The 13930-nt window shown below is 66.8% G+C and carries 12 protein-coding genes; 7 read left to right on the top strand and 5 right to left on the bottom strand.

What is annotated here, in order from left to right; all coding sequences use genetic code 11:
* The first annotated feature begins 144 nt into the window (after positions 1 to 144).
* On the top strand, positions 145 to 1086 hold the full coding sequence (locus tag AD72_RS24965) for an acyl-CoA desaturase (RefSeq protein WP_031469013.1): 942 nt from the start codon (positions 145 to 147) through the stop codon (positions 1084 to 1086).
* A gap of 262 nt (positions 1087 to 1348) precedes the next feature.
* On the opposite strand, the gene AD72_RS24970 is transcribed toward AD72_RS24965, so the two are convergent.
* Entirely contained in the window at positions 1349 to 1696 is a 348-nt protein-coding gene (locus AD72_RS24970; RefSeq protein WP_051898982.1) for a MerR family transcriptional regulator, read from the bottom strand.
* Between the two features lie 774 nt (positions 1697 to 2470).
* On the opposite strand from AD72_RS24970, the gene AD72_RS24975 reads away from it, so the two are divergent.
* Both AD72_RS24975 and AD72_RS24980 read left to right on the top strand, forming a co-directional pair.
* Positions 2471 to 3619 (top strand): exonuclease SbcCD subunit D, encoded by a 1149-nt coding sequence (locus AD72_RS24975; RefSeq protein ID WP_031469015.1) that lies wholly within the window; start codon positions 2471 to 2473, stop codon positions 3617 to 3619.
* Positions 3619 to 6585, top strand: a complete 2967-nt coding sequence (locus AD72_RS24980; RefSeq protein WP_031469016.1) for an AAA family ATPase — start codon at positions 3619 to 3621, stop codon at positions 6583 to 6585. Before AD72_RS24975 ends, AD72_RS24980 begins: the two co-directional genes overlap by 1 nt.
* Here AD72_RS24980 and AD72_RS24985 read toward each other — a convergent pair.
* On the bottom strand, positions 6562 to 7110 hold the full coding sequence (locus AD72_RS24985) for a methylated-DNA--[protein]-cysteine S-methyltransferase (protein WP_051898984.1): 549 nt from the start codon (positions 7108 to 7110) through the stop codon (positions 6562 to 6564). The two genes, AD72_RS24980 and AD72_RS24985, sit on opposite strands and share 24 nt — an antisense overlap.
* A gap of 41 nt (positions 7111 to 7151) precedes the next feature.
* Entirely contained in the window at positions 7152 to 8690 is a 1539-nt protein-coding gene (locus tag AD72_RS24990; protein ID WP_082469145.1) for a DNA-3-methyladenine glycosylase 2, read from the bottom strand.
* Positions 8691 to 8794: 104 nt separating this feature from the next.
* Here AD72_RS24990 and ychF point away from each other — a divergent pair, with 104 nt between their 5' ends.
* The gene (ychF, locus tag AD72_RS24995; protein WP_031469019.1) at positions 8795 to 9874 is read left to right on the top strand and encodes a redox-regulated ATPase YchF; all 1080 of its coding nucleotides are present in this window, start codon (positions 8795 to 8797) and stop codon (positions 9872 to 9874) included.
* Between the two features lie 225 nt (positions 9875 to 10099).
* On the opposite strand, the gene AD72_RS25000 is transcribed toward ychF, so the two are convergent.
* On the bottom strand, positions 10100 to 10516 hold the full coding sequence (locus AD72_RS25000; protein ID WP_051898983.1) for a Scr1 family TA system antitoxin-like transcriptional regulator: 417 nt from the start codon (positions 10514 to 10516) through the stop codon (positions 10100 to 10102).
* A gap of 203 nt (positions 10517 to 10719) precedes the next feature.
* Here AD72_RS25000 and AD72_RS25005 point away from each other — a divergent pair, with 203 nt between their 5' ends.
* The 3 genes from AD72_RS25005 to AD72_RS37720 all read left to right on the top strand — a co-directional run bounded on the left by AD72_RS25005 (position 10720) and on the right by AD72_RS37720 (position 12802).
* The gene (locus AD72_RS25005; protein WP_031469021.1) at positions 10720 to 11013 is read left to right on the top strand and encodes a hypothetical protein; all 294 of its coding nucleotides are present in this window, start codon (positions 10720 to 10722) and stop codon (positions 11011 to 11013) included.
* Positions 11013 to 12191 carry a hypothetical protein gene (locus AD72_RS25010; RefSeq protein ID WP_031469022.1) on the top strand — a complete coding sequence of 393 codons (1179 nt, stop codon included), beginning with the start codon at positions 11013 to 11015 and terminating at the stop codon, positions 12189 to 12191. Before AD72_RS25005 ends, AD72_RS25010 begins: the two co-directional genes overlap by 1 nt.
* 65 nt (positions 12192 to 12256) lie before the next feature.
* A complete protein-coding gene (locus AD72_RS37720) occupies positions 12257 to 12802 on the top strand; it encodes a hypothetical protein (RefSeq protein ID WP_156365364.1) in 546 nt (181 codons plus the stop codon).
* Here the strand turns inward: AD72_RS37720 and AD72_RS38235 are convergent.
* Entirely contained in the window at positions 12753 to 13484 is a 732-nt protein-coding gene (locus AD72_RS38235; protein WP_156365365.1) for a helix-turn-helix domain-containing protein, read from the bottom strand. The two genes, AD72_RS37720 and AD72_RS38235, sit on opposite strands and share 50 nt — an antisense overlap.
* Positions 13485 to 13930 lie beyond the last annotated feature (446 nt).

The raw sequence follows: 13930 nt of genomic DNA on the forward strand, positions 1-13930 counted from the left end.
CGCGGTCCGCACTCCACCGAATGCGTTCGCGCTCGAACCGGCGAAATGACGACCGGTTCCGCACCGGTGACGTTGCCGGGCGCGCCGTTTCCGAAAACGGCACCCGCGGTCTCATTTCGTTCATTCGATCTTTCAAGGGTGTTTATGCCTCCTCAAACCCAGGAGACCACACGCAAGGGCCGCAAGCCCCTGATCTCCGGACAGTCCTCACTGCCCGAGCACATACTGGTCAAGGTCTTCGTGCTCCTTCCCCTCGTTGCGCTGATCGTGGCCGTGCCGTTCGCGTGGGGCTGGGGCCTGAACGGGATCGATCTCGGACTGGCCGCCCTGTTCTTCGTGATCAGCGGGCTCGGTATCACCGCCGGCTATCACCGGTATTTCACGCACGGTTCGTTCAAGACAGGGCGGCCGCTGCGCATCGCGCTCGCCATCGCGGGAAGCCTCGCAGCCCAGGGCCCGGTGACGCAGTGGGTTGCCGACCACCGCCGCCACCACGCCTTCTCCGACCGCGCGGGTGACCCGCACTCACCATGGCTGTTCGGCACCGGCCCCAAAGCACTGGCCAAGGGGTTCTGGCACGCGCACATGGGCTGGTTGTTCGATCGCGACATCACCAACGCCGACCGGTTCGCCCCCGATCTGCGCGCCGACCGTGACATTCAGCGCGTCGACCAACTGTTCCCACTCTGGGTCGCCTCCAGCCTGGTACTGCCCGGCGTCCTGGGCGGGTTGCTGAGCTGGTCGGTCTGGGGCGGAGTCACCGCGTTCTTCTGGGCCGGGTTCGTGCGCGTCGGCGTGCTGCACCACGTGACCTGGTCGGTGAACTCCATCTGCCACATGATCGGCGACCGCCCGTTCGCGAGCAGGGACAAAGCCGCGAACTTCTGGCCACTGGCGATCTTCTCCTTTGGCGAAGCCTGGCACAACCTCCACCACGCCGACCCCACCTGCGCCCGTCACGGTGTCCTCCGCGGCCAAATCGACATCTCAGCGCGCCTGATCTGGATATTCGAGAAACTCGGCTGGGCCCACAACGTCCGCTGGCCCACCACGCTCCGCCTCGAACGCGTAACCGCCACCACCTGAAAAGCCCGGCCGCACCCCGCAAGACAATCACCAAGGAGATGCTCGGCCCGCCTCATCTCACTGCCGAGTCGGCCAGGCGATCGCCAACCACCAGGTGCCCCGGACAGAACCCGCGCCCACTCGTGCGCGACCGCGGAGCCACGGAGTGTTCCCGTGCGGTCCTCCTGTGCCGTCGACAGCAGCAGATCGCGGCTACGCCGAACAAACACGCCCCCGGTGCCGTCTCCGATGACACCGGGGGCTCCCCATCGTGGAAAGTAGGCTAGGTCTGTTCGTCGCGTTTGGCGGCGTTGAGTTGCTGAGCCTCCTCGAGCTGATCCTCGAGGACCACGATGCGGCACGCCGCTTCCACGGCCGTACCTTCATCGACCAACTCCCGAACCCGCGCGGCCAGCCGCAGCTGGTAGCGCGAGTACCGTCGATGACCACCGGTCGAACGTTGCGGAATCAGCAGCTGCAACTCATCCAGACGGCGCAGAAAACTCGCCGTGGTCCCGAGCATTTCCGCGGCCCTGCCCATCGTGTAGGCCGGGTAATCCTCATCATCGAATTTCCGGGACGAAGCTTCCCGCCCGGAGACCTGTCCTGAATCTTCACGGGCTTCGCCCATGCATACCTCCACAGCACGAGGACCCCGGTGCCGACGGCACCGGGGTCCTCGACGATGGGTTACCACCATCGCTCAACAGCCAACCTGACTGCTGTCACATCCGCACAACCCACCGCAAACGAGCGGTTCGTGCGGGCTCGCACACACGTTGATCGAATACCACCTTCCCATCTTGACCGGATTGCGGTACTCGCCCGGGCGAAACAGAGCCACAGTCGGGCGATACGACAGCGCCTAACCCCTTTCTTCCTACTTCACCTATTACTACTTGCTACTACCTGCTACTTGCCTGGGCGACGGCCGCGAAACCGCTACCGCGGCCGAGTCAAACCTTGTCGCCCTTCCTGCTCGCACGGGCAGTTACGTCATCTCCCGTGCCTCACTCGATCTTTTCTCTTCCTGGTACGCCAGAAACTCTAACCTGAAGCTGAGGCGAATGTCTACCCCGGGCGCAGTAGATTTTCTGGTCCAGTCGATGCTGCTGCAAGGGGCGCGGGATCAGTCGCCGTCCATGACGCCCAGGGGCCTCTGCCGGCGCTTTCGATGGTGACTTTCCCCTGCGGTTTTCGCGCGCCTGCGGCCTCTGCTCCACCGGCAACCGTGGAGCACCTTGGTGTCTGCTCGCGCCGCCCGTCACCGCCTTGACGGGAGCCGCGCATTGTGGATCCCGCAAAAAGCACGGCACTCCGGAAAGCCGATCGTTCGAACACACATTCGAGTGACACGCCAGGGGTGGTAGCGGAAATTGTCGGAGGGCGGGCCTACCTTGGCTGTATGCGCGTACTGCACACCTCCGACTGGCATATCGGGAGGACGTTCCACGGTCAGGACCTGCTGGCCGACCAGGAGTCGGTGCTGCGCGGGATCGCGGACCTCGTCACGGAGCGCGGAATCGATGTCGTGCTCGTCGCGGGTGATCTCTACGACCGCGCCGTTCCCTCGGCCGAGGCGGTCGCGGTCTGCGGCAGGGCTCTCGCCGCGATCGGGAAGGCCGGCGCGCGGATCATCGTGACCGCGGGCAACCATGATTCGGCCGCGCGCGTCGGGGTGTTCGCCCAGTTCGCCGAGGCGGGCGGGCTGCACCTGCGCACCGAGATCGGCTCGCTGGACACGCCGATCCTGCTCCCCGACGAACACGGCGAGGTCGCGTTCTACGGCATCCCGTACCTGGAGCCCGATATCGCCCGGCGCGTGTTCGAGATCGAGGAGCGCACGCACACCGCGGTGCTCGCCGAGGCCATGCGCCGGGTGCGCGCGGACCTGGCAACCCGGCAGGGAACCCGGTCCGTCGTGCTCGCGCACGCCTTCGTGACCGGCGGGGCCGCCTCGGATTCGGAACGCAAACTGGTCCAGGGCGGGATCGAGCAGGTACCGGGGTCGGTGTTCGACGGGGTGGACTATGTGGCGCTCGGGCACCTGCACGGCCCGCAGCGGCTCGCCGAACACCTGCAGTACTCGGGCAGCCCGCTCGCCTATTCGTTCTCCGAGGAGAACCACAGGAAATCCGTGCTCATCGCGGAGTTCGATGCCTCGGGGCTGGTCGGTGTGGAACGGCAACCGCTTCCGGTGCCGCGGCCGCTGGCCACGGTCACCGGCGAACTGGACGAGTTGCTCGCGGATCCGGAGCTGGACGGTCTGCGTGAGCACTACCTCTCCGCGACGCTCACCGACCGGGTCCGCCCGGTCGACGGGATGCGCAAGCTCCGCGAGCGGTTCCCGTACGCCGTGCGCCTCGAGTGGGCCCCGGCGCAGGACGAGCGGCAGCGTGCCGGCGACTACACCAAGGCCGTGACCGGCCGGGACGACCTCGAGCTCGCGGACTCCTTCGTGGCGCACTGCCGCGGAGCGGAGCTCACCGGGGCCGAACGCGAACTGGTCGGCCGCGCGTTCACCTCGGTCGGCGCGGGGGAACGGGAGGTCTGATGCGGCTGCACCGGCTCGAACTGTCCGCGTTCGGCCCCTACTCGGGGCGTGAGACGGTCGATTTCGACACCCTCGGCGCGGACGGTCTTTTCCTGCTGCACGGTGACACCGGGGCGGGGAAGACCTCGCTGCTCGATGCGATCGCCTACGCCATCTTCGGTGCCGTTCCCGGGGCGCGCGGCGAGGTGAAACGGCTGCGCTGCGACCTCTCCTCCCCGGAAACGCCGACCGAGGTGCGCCTCGAACTGACCGTGCAGGGCCAGCGGCTGCTGATCAGCAGGAGCCCGGAGTACGACCGGCCGAAGAAGCGTGGCGACGGCACCACCAAGCAGCCCGCGAAGGGCAGCCTGGTCTGGATGGACGACGCCGACCGGACCGCGCTCACCAGGCTGGACGAGATCGGCAGGACGATGCAGCGGCTGCTCGGGATGAGCGCCGAGCAGTTCTTCCAGGTCGTGCTGCTGCCGCAGGGGGAGTTCGCGCGGTTCCTGCGCGCCGAGACGGCCGAACGCGAGCACCTGCTCGAGCAGTTGTTCGGCACCCAGCGCTTCGCCGAGGTGGAGCGCTGGTTCGCCGAGCTGCGTGCCCGCGAGCGCGGCAAACTGCAGGCGGAACAGGCCAAGGGTGATGAGCTGGTTGCACGGATCGCCCAGGTCGTCGGCATCGAACCGCCCGAAGAGGGCGTGGACGAGGAATGGCTCGGGCAACTGCTGCACGAGCGCAAGACCGCGGTGCTGGCGAGCACCGAGGAGGAGCGCGCCGCGCGGGCGGCGGCGGCCAAGGCGAGCGCGGCCGCCGAAGCGGCCCGCACCCGTGCGCAACGGGTGCACCGGGTGCGCAAAGCCACGGCCGAGCTGGCCGAGCTCGACGCGGCCGAACCCGCTCGCGCGGCCAAGGCAACCGAGCTCGCCCAGGCGCGCAAGGTGGTCCCGGTGCTCGCGGCCCGCCAGCAGCTCGCCGAGGCGCAACGGCGTACGGGGGAGGCGCACACGGCGGTCGAGGCTGCCCGGGACGCACTGCCCGCCGCCCGCCGGGCCGAGCTGAGCGAACAGCCCAGCGCGGACCTGCGCGCGCTCGCCGGGGACTACCGTCAGCGTGGCGGTGAACTGAGCGCGCTTGTCGAGCAGGCCGAGGCGCAGAAGACCGATATCCGCGCGATCACCGAGCTCACCGATCGCCTCACCGAACTCGCCGAACGCAAGACGAAACTCGACGCCGAGCTCGCGAGCCTGCCCGCGGCGATCGAGCAGAGCAGGGCACTCGTGGAGGACGCCAACCGTAGCGCCGCCCTGCTGCCCTCGGTGACCGAACAGCGGGACGCGTTCACCGAACGGCTCGCCGCCGCCCGCAGGCTTCCCGCGCTGCGCGAGCAGCTGAGGTCGGCCGAGCAGGAACAGCGCAGCGCGGTGGACGCGCACCAGCGCGCCCGGGAACGGGTGCTCGATCTGCGGGCGAGCCGGCTGGACAGTATGGCTGCCGAACTCGCCGGGGAGCTGAAACGCGGTAAGCCGTGCAGCGTCTGCGGTTCGAAGGACCATCCGAAACCGGCCCCGCTGACCCTCGGTGTGGTCGGCGACGACGAGGAATCGGCCGCGGCGACCGCGGAACAGGAGACCGCGGCGCGCCGGGACGAGGCCGCGCGGCAGGTGCAGGAGCACACCCGCGCCGTGCAGGCGGTGCTGGAACGGCTGGACGGAGCGGGCGAGGAGGAACTCGCCGAACGTCTCACCGAACTCCAGCAGCGGCACACCAAACTCACCGCCGAGGCCGCCGCGGTCGGGGAACGCACCGAACACCTGCACAAGGAAGAACGCGCGCAGACCGAACTGCACGAACAACTCACCGCGGTGCGCACCGAATCGGCCGCGGCCGAATCCGAACAGGCCGGGGCGCGCACCCGGGTCGCGCAGCGGGCCGATGTGCTCGAGCAGGCGCGCGGGGACTTCGAGGATGTCGGCGCGCACCGGGACCACCTGCTCGCCCTGGCCAATGCCATCGACGGGCTCGCGCAGGCCCGGGCCGAACTGGATGTGCGCCGCGCCGCGGAACAGGAGCGGTCCGCCGCGGTCGATGCCGCGGTGCGGGAGGCCGGATTCGGTTCCGCCGAGCAGGCCCTCGCCGCCGCGCGCAGCGATGCGGAGATCGCCGCGCTGGAGGAACACCTCGCCGAAGCGGAACGGGCGCGGCTGCGCGCCCGTTCGGTGCTCGACGACGAGGAGAACGCGGGCATCGATCCCGCGGAGTCCACCGAGACGACCGAAGCGGATTCCGCGCTCGCCGAGGCCAGTGCCGCTCTCGAACACGCCGTCGGTGCCCTGCGCAGCGCCGTCCGGCAGGGCGACGAAACCGAAGCACTCGCCGCCCGGCTGCGCGAACACTGGCGGAACACCGAACCGATGCGCGAACGGTTCGCGGAACTGGACGCGTTGACCGATGTGGTCAACGGGCGCGGGCAGAACGCCAAGCGGATGTCGCTGCGCGCCTTCGTGCTCGCCGCCCGGCTGCAGGAGGTCGCCATCGCGGCCAGCAGCAGGCTGCGCACGATGAGCCAGGGCCGGTACGGATTCGTGCACAGCGAGGCCGCCGGTGCCCGTGGGACCCGTGGCGGCCTCGGGCTCGACGTGCTCGACGACTACTCCGGACAGGTGCGCCCCGCCAAGACCCTCTCCGGTGGTGAGTCCTTCATGGCCTCGCTGGCACTCGCGCTCGGGCTCGCCGATGTGGTCGCCGCCGAGACCGGGGGAGCGCAGTTGGACACCCTGTTCGTGGACGAGGGGTTCGGCACGCTCGACGCCGATTCGCTCGAGGACGTGATGAGCATCCTGGACGAACTGCGCGCGGGCGGGCGCATCGTCGGGCTCGTGTCGCATGTGGACGAACTGCGGCAGCGGGTGCCGACCCAGCTGCGGGTCCGCAAATCCCGCGGCGGATCCACCCTCGAACTACGATCCGGGCTGGCGGGGTGATTCATGCTCGATAAGCCACCGCTTCACGTCCAGGCCCCAGCGGAACCCGCCGAGCGCCCCGCCGATCCGCCGCACCCGGTGACACGGCACGAACAGCGCGGCCGCGTTCGCCGCGCAGGCCGCGGCCGCCGCCCGCACCGCGTCCGGGCGCCCGGACAGTTCCGCGAACCGGGTGTAGGTGATCGGTTCCCCCGGAGCCACCCCGCGCAGCACCTCCCAGGCGCGCTCCAGGAACGGTCCGCTGCGCTGGCGCACCGGAATCCCGTCGATCGCCGCGAGCTCACCGCGGTGATAGGCGTGCACGGCCTCGGTGACCGGGCCGAGATCGCGCAGCACGCGCACCTCGGCGGGCCGCAGTGACGGCGCGATCTGCGGGATCAGCTCGTCGGTATCCGCTGTCCACCCGGATCCGAGTACCGCGCCGTCCCCCGCGACCAGTGCGGTGAACGGGCCGATCGGAGTGTCCACAGTGGACGAACTGGCGGTCGTGGTGGACAGTGCGACGCTCGCTGCCGTTGTGCTCATGAGAGTGCTCCAGTGAATTTCGCCGGTCAGGGGATCGGTGGTCAGGCGCTTCGGGCCGGGGCGCGTTCGGCGCTCGCCAGGTGCGCGGCCCGCCACAGGTGCATGCCCGCGTAGGAACCCCAGGGTCGCCACCGGTTCGCGTGCCGGAGCAGACCGTTCACGGTGTCCGGGAGGCCGAGTGCCTCGGCCCCCTTGCGCAGCGCGAGGTCACCGGTGAGCAGCACATCGGGGGCACCGAGCAGGCGCAGCACCACATAACCCGCCGTCCACGGCCCGATACCGGGCAGGGCTTCGAGATCCGCGCGCAGTTCCGCGGGATCCCGGCCCAGATGGGCACCGAGGCTGCCGTCCGCGAGCGCGCGCATCGCCCCGACCACGGTCTCGACCCGCCGCCGTGGACCACGCAGCACCTCGCCGCCCCGCTCGGCGAGCACTTCGGCGGTGGGAAACAGGGTGCGCAGCGTCCCGTCCGGTTCGGTGATCCGGTCGCCGAGTTCGGCGCACAACCGGCCGAGCGCGGTGCGCGCCGCGGCGACCGAGACCTGTTGGCCGAGCACCGCCCGCACGATGAGCTCGGCGGCGTCCACGGCCCCGGGCACCCGTATCCCGGGGCTTGCGGTCACCGAATCCCTGAGCGCCGGGTCGGCACCGAGCACCTCGTCCACCGCGACCGGGTCCGCGTCGAGGTCGAGCAGCCTGCGCACCCGGGTCACGGCGGTGGCCAGATCGCGCACATCGGTGAGGGAGAACGAACAGTGCACGGCGGCGCGCCCGCCGCTGCCGTCCTCGAACCGTAGTCGCACCACCGCGGGGCCGTGCGGCAGCCGCAGGGTGCGCGCGTACCCGTCCTCGGTGAGTTCCTCCACACCAGGGATCGCGCGGGTGGCGAGGAATCCGAGCACCCCGGCCGAGTCCATCGGCGCCCGGACCGGCAACCGGACCGCGAGCCTGCCCTGGGTGTCGGCGACCCGGCGATGCCGCGCGGAACGCAACCGGGAGGGCGTGGCCGCGTACACGGCGCCGATCGTGTCGTTGAACTGGCGCACGCTCGCGAACCCCGAGGCGAACGCGATGTCCGAGAAGGAGAGCGCGGTGGTCTCGATGAGCAGCCGGGCCGCGTGCGCCCGGTGCGCCCTGGCCAGCGAGAGCGGACCCGCGCCCAGTTCCTCGGTGAGCACCCTGGTCACGTGCCGCTGCGAGTAACCGAGCCTGCTGGCCAGGCCCGCGACCCCCTCGCGCTCGATCACCCCGTCCGCGATCAGTCGCATCGCCCGGCCCGCGAGGTCGGCGCGCAGATCCCATTCGGGCGAGCCGGGGAGCGCATCGGGCAGGCAGCGACGGCATGCGCGGAACCCGGCGTTCTGCGCGGCCGCGGCCGTCGGGAAGAACTGCGTGTTCTCCCGGTTCGGGGTGCGTGCCGGGCAGGAGGGCCGACAGTAGATGCCCGTGGTGCGGACGGCCACGATGAACCACCCGTCGAAGCGCGAATCCTTCGCCTGCGCGATGCGATAGGCGCGGTCCGGCTGGGCCCAGATCCCTGTCATCGTGGCGGTTCCGGTCACCGCCATACCCGTGGTCATATCCGCATACTGCCATCGTCCACGGCACCCGGCTGGCGGAAATCGGTCACGGCCGTCCGGCGGGCTGCCGGGACCCATCGGGGCGACATCTACACTGGTTCGCCGTGAGCCTCACCCTCGGAATCGTCGGCCTGCCCAACGTCGGCAAGTCCACCCTGTTCAACGCGCTGACCAGGAACACCGTCCTCGCGGCGAACTACCCGTTCGCCACGATCGAGCCCAACGTCGGCGTGGTCAACCTGCCCGACCAGCGGCTCGCCGTGCTCGCGGGCATGTTCGACAGCGCCAAGGTCGTCCCGGCCACCGTGTCCTTCGTGGACATCGCGGGCATCGTCGCGGGTGCCTCCGAAGGCCAGGGACTCGGCAACCAGTTCCTCGCCAACATCCGCGAGGCGAACGCCATCTGCCAGGTCGTGCGGGTGTTCGACGATCCGGACGTACTGCGCGTCGAGGGCAGCGTGGACGAGACCGGCGACATCGAGGTCATCCACACCGAGCTGATCCTCGCCGACCTGCAGACCGTGGACAAAGCCCTGCCCCGGTTGGAGAAGGAAGCGCGTACCCACAAAGACAAGCGCGCCCAGCTCGAGGCGGTCAAGGCCGCGCACGCCGTGCTCGACTCCGGGCGCCCGCTCGCCGCCGCGCGCAACGAGCTCGACCTCGAACCGTTGCGCGAGCTCAACCTGCTCACCAGCAAACCCTTCCTGTACGTGTTCAACGCCGACGAATCCGTGCTCACCGACGCCGACCGGGTCGCCAAACTCGCCGAACAGGTCGCGCCCGCCGATGCCGTGTTCCTCGACGCCAAGATCGAATCCGAACTCATCGAGCTCGACGAGGAATCCGCCCAGGAACTGCTCGAATCCATCGGCCAGAGCGAACGCGGCCTCGACCAGCTCGCCCGCGCCGGATTCCACACCCTCGGACTGCAGACCTACCTCACCGCGGGGCCCAAGGAAGCACGCGCCTGGACCATCCCGCAGGGCGCCACCGCACCCCAGGCCGCCGGGGTCATCCACTCCGACTTCGAACGCGGCTTCATCAAAGCCGAGATCGTCTCCTACAACGACCTCATCGAAGCCGGATCCATGAACGCCGCCCGATCCGCGGGCAAGGTGCGCATGGAGGGCAAGGACTACGTCATGAGCGACGGCGACATCGTGGACTTCAAGTTCAACGTCTGACAGTGGCCTATCATCGCTGGTAGCAGAACCTGTCAAACAAGCAGGTCACGGGTGGTACGGGTTCCCGTCAGTTCCCGCAGAAGCCCGGCGATGAGCACCCCTGTGCTGGCTTGGTGCTGACTCAGAAGACGTAGAGAAGCCCCCTCGTCCTTCGAGCGACGAGGGGGCTTCTTTGCGTCTCTGATCAGGTCTGATCGTCGGGTGCGCCGATTACTGGTGCTGGTGTCACGCGCCCGTGATTGAGTCAAGTAGGCGTCGGAGATTCGCACCGGTGACAGCTGACTTCCATAGCTGGTCGAGCCAGTCGTTGTACAGCTTCAAATCGTTGGCGTCCGTTGTGGTGATCGTCGTGTGTACCAACTCGATTTCGACCAGGTCGTCATAGATCCATACGCCATGAAGCGGGAGTATGCAGAGTTCGGCGGATTGCGGTATCACTCCGATGTGCACGGTTCCGGCGAGTGCGCGTATGCGGTCGATTTGCGCTATCAGCTCGTCGCCGGTCACCTGTGGGTGCCGTAACGCGGATTCGAGCATGAGTAGGTCAATGCTCTTGCTGGAGTCGTACAAGACGTGCTGTCGCTCCATCCGCGTGGCCACGGCGGCATCGGTGTCGGCGACGCTGATCGATTTGACCTGCACGTCGGGGTGGGGAGCGTGCTCCGCCCCTCCTACGTATCTTGCCTTGCCGTGCTTCTTGATATGGGGTTTAGACCGACCGGGTGACGGTTGGTCATTTGTGCTGCTCTTCTTGACGTCCTGTTCGCCTGGGGTTAGCTTCCGTAACCGGAGCGCAGTCACGCGCGTGCGGGGTACGCGTCGGGTGTCATGAGGAGGGGGCACGTATGCCGGATGGTTACGACCTGACCAAGCATGATCTGGAAAAGGCCGTGAGCGATGTTCGTGGTGGCCTGTCGTCGGCGCAGGAGTCCACGGGCGGCATGCCGCCGAAGATCCCGGATCTGGGGCCGCTGACTCCTGCGTTCGGTTCGGTCGCGTCTGATCTGATGATGGCCACCGCGAACACGCTGGGCCTAGTACAGCGGGCCGGAGACGATCTTGACCAGTGCGTAGCGAGCTACTCCCGCAACGAGGAAGCATCAGCGGACGTGTTCAAGAACATCCAGCGGGACAGATAATGGGCGGGGAAGCGATCAAGCCATGCACCGACGGCGATGTCATCGATACGACCGTTCACGGCAACGTCGATGAAGCACGAGAGTACGCCCGATGGCTCAAGCGGTTGGCGAGCAAACTGTGGGATGTCTCGGGAGGGATGCAACGGTCTCTCTCGGTGTGCGCCAACTGGCGTGGGGCTGCTTCGGACGCGTATTACGACTATGCGGAGAAGATCAACCGGCAGGTAATGGGTCTGGAAGGGGCTGCCGCCGAGCTGTGGCCTGCGCTCGAGAGTTGGGCGGACGACAAGGCTACGGTTAAAGCCCGGATGGAGCAGGCGCGTACCTGGGCGCGACAGAAAGGCATGACCGTATCCGGTGATCTGATCTTCCCGCCGAAGGCGCCACCGGCAGAACCAACCTTGCCCGATAACCCGACTCCGCAACAGTATTCGGAATACGAGCAGGCGGGTATTAATTTCAAGAACGCCACAGATATGTGGAATGAGTTCACTGATATCAAGAGTGCTGTCAACGATAATCGAGGTCTGGAAAAATCGGCAGAGGAAAACCTTGCGGACACTCTTAGCAAGAAACAAGCCGACCTTAACGGCATGATCACCACCACGGGAAAAGCTGCTACAACATATTTGACGACGGCGGGGGCCGTGAACGATGTGTCCAAGAACCTTGCTGCGGCCGCGAACGACACTCGCGACGACCTGATGGAAGCCATGCGGACCATGAAAGCGGGCGGCACTACCGATGTGGTCTCTTTCCAGAAGGCATACGACGATGCCGTTGCGGCGAAACAGGCGCACGACCGTGGCCTCGGCGGGATTCCTGGCAAGAAGGCGGCGTCGTGGAATTTCGGCGGCAAGAAGGGGTTTCCTCTTCTGCGGAAACTTCCTGTGCTCGGCACGGTAGGAGGTACGGCTCTAGCCGGGGTCAGTATTCTCAACGGCCAATCACCAGGGGAGGCCGTAACGCGGTACGCCACGAGTACGGGTACCCAGGTGCTTGCCGATGATCTGGCTACCGCCGCGCTGCCGGAAGGGAGGATATTCAAGCCTATAGCACGTGCGGCTATAGGATACTTCGCTGGTCAGGCTGGTGATTACCTAGGGAAAGAGGCGTACGAGAAGGCGACTAAAGAGGCGAACGACGAGTACGGCAAACTTGAAACCAAGGACAAATGAAACGCTTGTCTTCAGTCCCGAAGCCCGATCCGGACACGGGTGAACCGAGGCCTCCCTCTGCGCCGATGTACATCGAAGACCGCACGCATGTCAATGACGATGAGGCTGTCCTACCGACTCCACCTGAAGGCCGTTCGCGTGTGTTGGAGTATTATAAAGATAGCAAGAAACTACGGTGGGCCACGAGCTTCTGGCTGTTTATCGGTATCATTGCTTTTACCAGTTTTGGTGCTCTGGGGCGCGGCATGAGTTTAGATTTCTGGGTCAGATACCCATATATTATCCTCTTGCCACTGCTGGGAGGTGCGGTGCCTTTGATGTTCACCAAACATCAAATAATGACCGCTGGGGCCGACTGGGTGCAGTGGGGCCGAAAATGGGTCGATCTCTATGATCTTGGCACCATAAATGTGATCGTAGCTGGAGAGAGTTTCGCGCTTCAGGTTTATGACAACTCGGGACGAAAAGCGTACCTTCCGGTTGATCAAGTCCAAGGAAACCCCAAGTTGTGGGACCTGGTCTATAACGGGATCCTGTACTCGGTCGAGCATTACGCGACAGTCAAAGGGCGGGGTTGTCGCAAGGTGCTGCGTATGGACCCGAACGTATGAGCCTCGCGCGGCGGGGCGGGTGGCGCATACCCCTCCTATTCGCGTCTCGCTGCGCCCGGCGCAGGTCGGGTCTTTCTCGTCGGAGTGGATCTCGGCGTAGGCCAGGCGGGTGTGGTCGTCGATGGCGCTGTGGACGTAGTCGTAGCCGATCTCGGTCTTCTTGTGCTTGTGGTCCCGGGTCTTCTCGCGGCCGTGCAACCGCCAACCCCCGCCTGCCGGGATACGGCCGAGTTTCTTGACGTCCATGTGGATCATCGCCCCCGGCGTGGGGTGCTCGTAGCGGTTCTGGCTGCGCCGCGAGGAGCGGATGCGTTTCGCCAGTGATTGGATCGATGGCGGCCAGGTGCGGCACGTCGTGGCGGGCCAGGATCCGGCCGACCGTTGAGGGGCTCATGCCGAGATCGGCTGTGAGCACCACCGCGCCCCGCTTGCGCCGTCTGCGGGCCGCGAGCACCTTCTTCTCCACCTGCGGTGCCGTCCGATTCGGAATCCGATGCGGGCGTGAAGACCGATCGGCCAACGCCGCGTCACCGCCCTCAGCGCACCGACGCAACAACTTATGCACCGTCGCGCGCGTAACACCAAGCTGCTCCGCCACACGCGCGGCCGGCCAACCAGCGGCGACACGCTCAACGATCAAGCGACGCGCGAACACATTGGTACGGGCATTAGCGTGAGCCATCGAGGACCTTCTGCGAGTGAATGCCAGACACGTCCACTCCGCCGGGAGGTTCTCCCACACTCAAACCGCCACGCCGTCAACAACCTCGCGGAGCACGACATCTAGCCGATGTGTTCGGAGTGATTGAAGGTCGGCGGGTTTGGTGATGGCCTGTCTCGGCTGTGCCATGGCTCCTGCCTCGCGGGCGGTGGTCCGACACCGCCGTGTCGGAGTGGCTCGGTCATCGGTCGATCAAGGTGCCCGGTGGCGTGTACCGCCACCTCATGCCCGCCGCGCTCACCCGGTTCCAGCAGATCATGGAGAACGCGTTGACCGCCTCTCCTGGTGTTAGGTCCGTGCTGGATCTAGCGGCTTCCTGATTGGTTTACGCTGGTCATCTGGTAGCCCTCTGTTTTCAAGTTCAACGTCTGAGGGCTGGTTACCCGGCCTAAGGGATGTCTCGTAAC

The organism is Sciscionella sediminilitoris (assembly GCF_000737195.2).
GTDB lineage: Bacteria > Actinomycetota > Actinomycetes > Mycobacteriales > Pseudonocardiaceae > Sciscionella > Sciscionella sediminilitoris.

Excerpts from the sequence above, each read along its gene's own strand:
- AD72_RS24965 (WP_031469013.1), top strand. The coding sequence starts at position 145 with ATGCCTCCTCAAACCCAGGAGACCACACGCAAGGGCCGCAAGCCCCTG.
- AD72_RS24970 (WP_051898982.1), bottom strand. The coding sequence starts at position 1,696 with ATGGGCGAAGCCCGTGAAGATTCAGGACAGGTCTCCGGGCGGGAAGCT.
- AD72_RS24975 (WP_031469015.1), top strand. The coding sequence starts at position 2,471 with ATGCGCGTACTGCACACCTCCGACTGGCATATCGGGAGGACGTTCCAC.
- AD72_RS24980 (WP_031469016.1), top strand. The coding sequence starts at position 3,619 with ATGCGGCTGCACCGGCTCGAACTGTCCGCGTTCGGCCCCTACTCGGGG.
- AD72_RS24985 (WP_051898984.1), bottom strand. The coding sequence starts at position 7,110 with ATGAGCACAACGGCAGCGAGCGTCGCACTGTCCACCACGACCGCCAGT.
- AD72_RS24990 (WP_082469145.1), bottom strand. The coding sequence starts at position 8,690 with ATGACCACGGGTATGGCGGTGACCGGAACCGCCACGATGACAGGGATC.
- AD72_RS25005 (WP_031469021.1), top strand. The coding sequence starts at position 10,720 with ATGCCGGATGGTTACGACCTGACCAAGCATGATCTGGAAAAGGCCGTG.
- AD72_RS25010 (WP_031469022.1), top strand. The coding sequence starts at position 11,013 with ATGGGCGGGGAAGCGATCAAGCCATGCACCGACGGCGATGTCATCGAT.
- AD72_RS37720 (WP_156365364.1), top strand. The coding sequence starts at position 12,257 with ATGTACATCGAAGACCGCACGCATGTCAATGACGATGAGGCTGTCCTA.
- AD72_RS38235 (WP_156365365.1), bottom strand. The coding sequence starts at position 13,484 with ATGGCTCACGCTAATGCCCGTACCAATGTGTTCGCGCGTCGCTTGATC.